This is a genomic window from Microcystis sp. M53598_WE2, assembly GCF_030067735.1.
Taxonomy (GTDB): domain Bacteria; phylum Cyanobacteriota; class Cyanobacteriia; order Cyanobacteriales; family Microcystaceae; genus Microcystis; species Microcystis aeruginosa.
In genome coordinates this window covers 1-3,213 of record NZ_JASJFE010000253.1, presented here as the reverse complement: position 1 = coordinate 3,213, position 3,213 = coordinate 1, and the positions used below count along the sequence as shown (strand labels likewise).

1 protein-coding gene and 1 pseudogene are annotated in these 3,213 nt (G+C 45.8%); both read right to left on the bottom strand.

All coding sequences use genetic code 11. The features are described 5' to 3' along the window. Window positions 1-335: pseudogene (locus PX636_RS05340) on the bottom strand (hypothetical protein); the annotation flags it as partial. 60 nt (window positions 336-395) lie between these two features. Beyond that, window positions 396-3,213 (bottom strand): magnesium chelatase subunit H (locus PX636_RS05335; RefSeq protein ID WP_288116417.1); only part of this gene is annotated, 2,818 nt, incomplete at its 5' end.

Here is a 3,213-nt window from a genome sequence, read left to right as displayed (position 1 = left end):
TAGTAAAAAGAGATTGTGATACCCTGAGAAAATAATTCAGAAGGTTCTAAAAGGCATAGGACATCATTATTTTCTTCAAAAACTACCAAAATTTTCGGAATGATACTTCGCTTTAGCTTTTCATATTCTTCTAGTGCCGTTTGTAACGCCTTACATAGAGTAGCTATAGCTAATATAGCTATCGTGATTATAACAAAAAGAACCACTAGAGGAATAGGTGTCTGCCCAGCAAATGCCCACGCAATTAAACTAGCGACAAAACCCAGGAATCCCAGCACCAATGACTGAATTCCTAAAAAACTAGACCAGATTAACCCCCAAAAGTTATTTTTCATCTTTTTTGAAAACTCAAGAGACCGGTGATTAGCCAGTCTCTCAAGTCTTATCTATCTATTCTACTCGATTCCTTCGATGCGGTCCTCCACTTCTTGATAAAGTTCCTGTAAGCGGTCTAAATTCTCTTGAGAAGTTTCCCAGTAACCGCGACCATTAACTTCTAGCAGGGTTCCCACCATCTTGCGGAAAGAATTAGGATTGAGATTCATCAGACGCTGACACATTTCCTCATCTTGAATAAAAGTGGTGTTGACATCTTCATAAACCCAATTATCCACCGCATCAGCAGTTGCCGACCAACCCATGGTATTAACCAAACGCTTCGATAATTCTCGGACTCCTTCGTAACCGTGACTTAACATTCCCTCGTACCATTTGGGATTGAGTAACTTGGTGCGGGTATCCAAGCGCACGGTTTCCGATAAAGTACGCACCTGAGCGTTAGCGGTGGTAGTATCGGCAATATAGGCCGCCGGTTTTTTGCCATCATCGCGTAAACTAGCGACAACTTTGGTGGGATCCGAGTCGAAATAGTGGGAAACATCGGTTAAACTAATCTCGCTAGAATCCAAGTTTTGGAAAGTTGCCTCCGCAGTTTTTAAAGATGCTTCAAACAACCGACGATTATCGGCCATCATCCCCGGATTATCCGAGTCGAAAGCAAAACCCTTGCGGTTGAGATACATATTCTGTAACTCTTTTTCGTCTTCCCAACTGCTATTTTCCACCGCGAGATTGATGTTAGAAGAATAAGAACCAGAAGCATTAGAAAAGATGCGGGTGGCTGCCTGTCGAACCGTTAAACCCATTTCTTTTGCTTGTTCAATAGCGTGTTTACGGACATAATTCATCTCTATCGGTTCGTTTGCTTCCGCGGCCATTTTTACCCCTTGGTCAAGCAAGTTCATCTGATTGATAAATAAATCCCGGAAGACACCAGAACAGTTGACCACCACATCAATGCGCGGTCTTCCTAATTCCTCTAGGGGAATCAATTCCAATTTATTCACCCGTCCCAAAGCATCGGGAACAGGACGAACCCCCACCATCCAGAGAATTTGTGCTAGGGATTCCCCATAAGTTTTGATATTATCAGTTCCCCAGAGAACACAAGCGATGGTTTCAGGATATTTACCGCCATTATCCAGTTTTTGCCGTTCTAACAGGCGATCCACCACGATTTTAGCCGATTTTACCGCCGCTAGGGTCGGGATAGACTGGGGGTCTAAAGCGTGGATATTTTTACCCGTTGGTAAAACTCCGGGGTTACGGATGGGGTCGCCACCAGGGCCGGGAAGAACGTATTCCCCTTCCAATGCTTTTAATAGGGCCCCTAATTCATTATCGGCACAGACCTGTTCTAAACAGAATTCTAGGTATTCAAACAGGGGTTTTAACGCGACCGGATCAACCTTTGGATAACCCATCTCCTGTAAAGTTTCGATCCAAGGCGATTTCTTGCCTATATTCAAGAAATTCAGCTTAGAAAGCATCGATACTCGACCTTCTGCGTCGGTTTGGGACTTGACTAAAGTTGCGACGGCAGCGCGAGTCCCTAGGGTGATGTTTTGCAGTAATTCCACATCCTCTAACACACCTCGATCGCTATTGCGATAAACTTCCTCTAGATCCCGGCCGATGCTGTTGGCAATAATCCGGGGTAAGGAGAGTAAATCGTCCTCTTCCCGGTCTAAACTGGCAATATTGACCAAAGTTGCCACCGCTTCGAGCGCTGAGGGGGGTTTCCCGATAACGTGAAGTCCGCAGGGAAGTAAACGCGATTCAATTTCCATCAGTTTACGATAGACCGAACCGACAATATTATCCCGTTCCTCTTGACTGAGATGGGCGGTATCAACATCAGGTAAACTTATATCTTTGTCAAGATTGACTAAGAAACATTTATCGACAATGGTATTGACAATTTGCACCCCACGCCCACTATCTTTCAGGGTTTGGTAGGAACCGATCAACTCGCTTAGTTCTTTTAACCCTTTGTAGAGTCCGGCATTTTCTGCGGGGGGAGTGAGATAGGAGATGGTTTCCGCATAACTGCGACGTTTAGCGATCGTCGCTTCGCTGGGGTTATTAGCGGCATAATAGTAGAGATTGGGAATCATCCCGATGAGGTTATCGGGGTAGCATTCCCCAGACATTCCCATCTGTTTCCCCGGCATAAATTCTAGGGAACCGTGGGTGCCAAAATGAAGAACCGCGTCTGCTTTCCAGACTTGATTGAGATAGGTGTAGTAGGCTGCAAAACCGTGGTGGGGACTAGCAGAACGAGAAAATAGCAGACGCATGGGATCCCCTTCATAACCGAAGGTGGGTTGAACCCCAATAAAGACGTTACCGAATTCTTTCCCGTAGATTAATAGATTTTGTCCATCACTGTTGAGGTGTCCAGGTGGTGGTCCCCAATTTTCCTCTAAACGGACGGAATAGGGGGTTAAACGCTCGTATTCCGGTACGGACATCCGATAGGCGATATTTAGCTCCGGACTATGGTATTGTGCGGTGGCATCATGGATCACCGCTTCCATCAGTTCTCGGGGAGATGCGGGTAAGTCCTGCAAGTCATAACCGTTATTTTGTAACGCTTGCATCACTTCGTAGATAGAACCGAACACATCTAGATAGGCTGCGGTTCCCACATTCCCCTTATCAGGGGGGAAACTAAACACAGTGATGGCGACTTTTTTATTCAGTTTCGGTTTCTTTCTTAGGTTAGCCCATTTTAGCGCCCGTTGAGCGATCGCTTCTACCCGGTCCTGTAAAGCGATCGCTTTACCCGTGGCCCCATCCCGGCCCGATAATATAATAGGTTCGATCGCACCGTCTAATTCCGGAATAGCAATCTGTAGCGCCACTTGAATC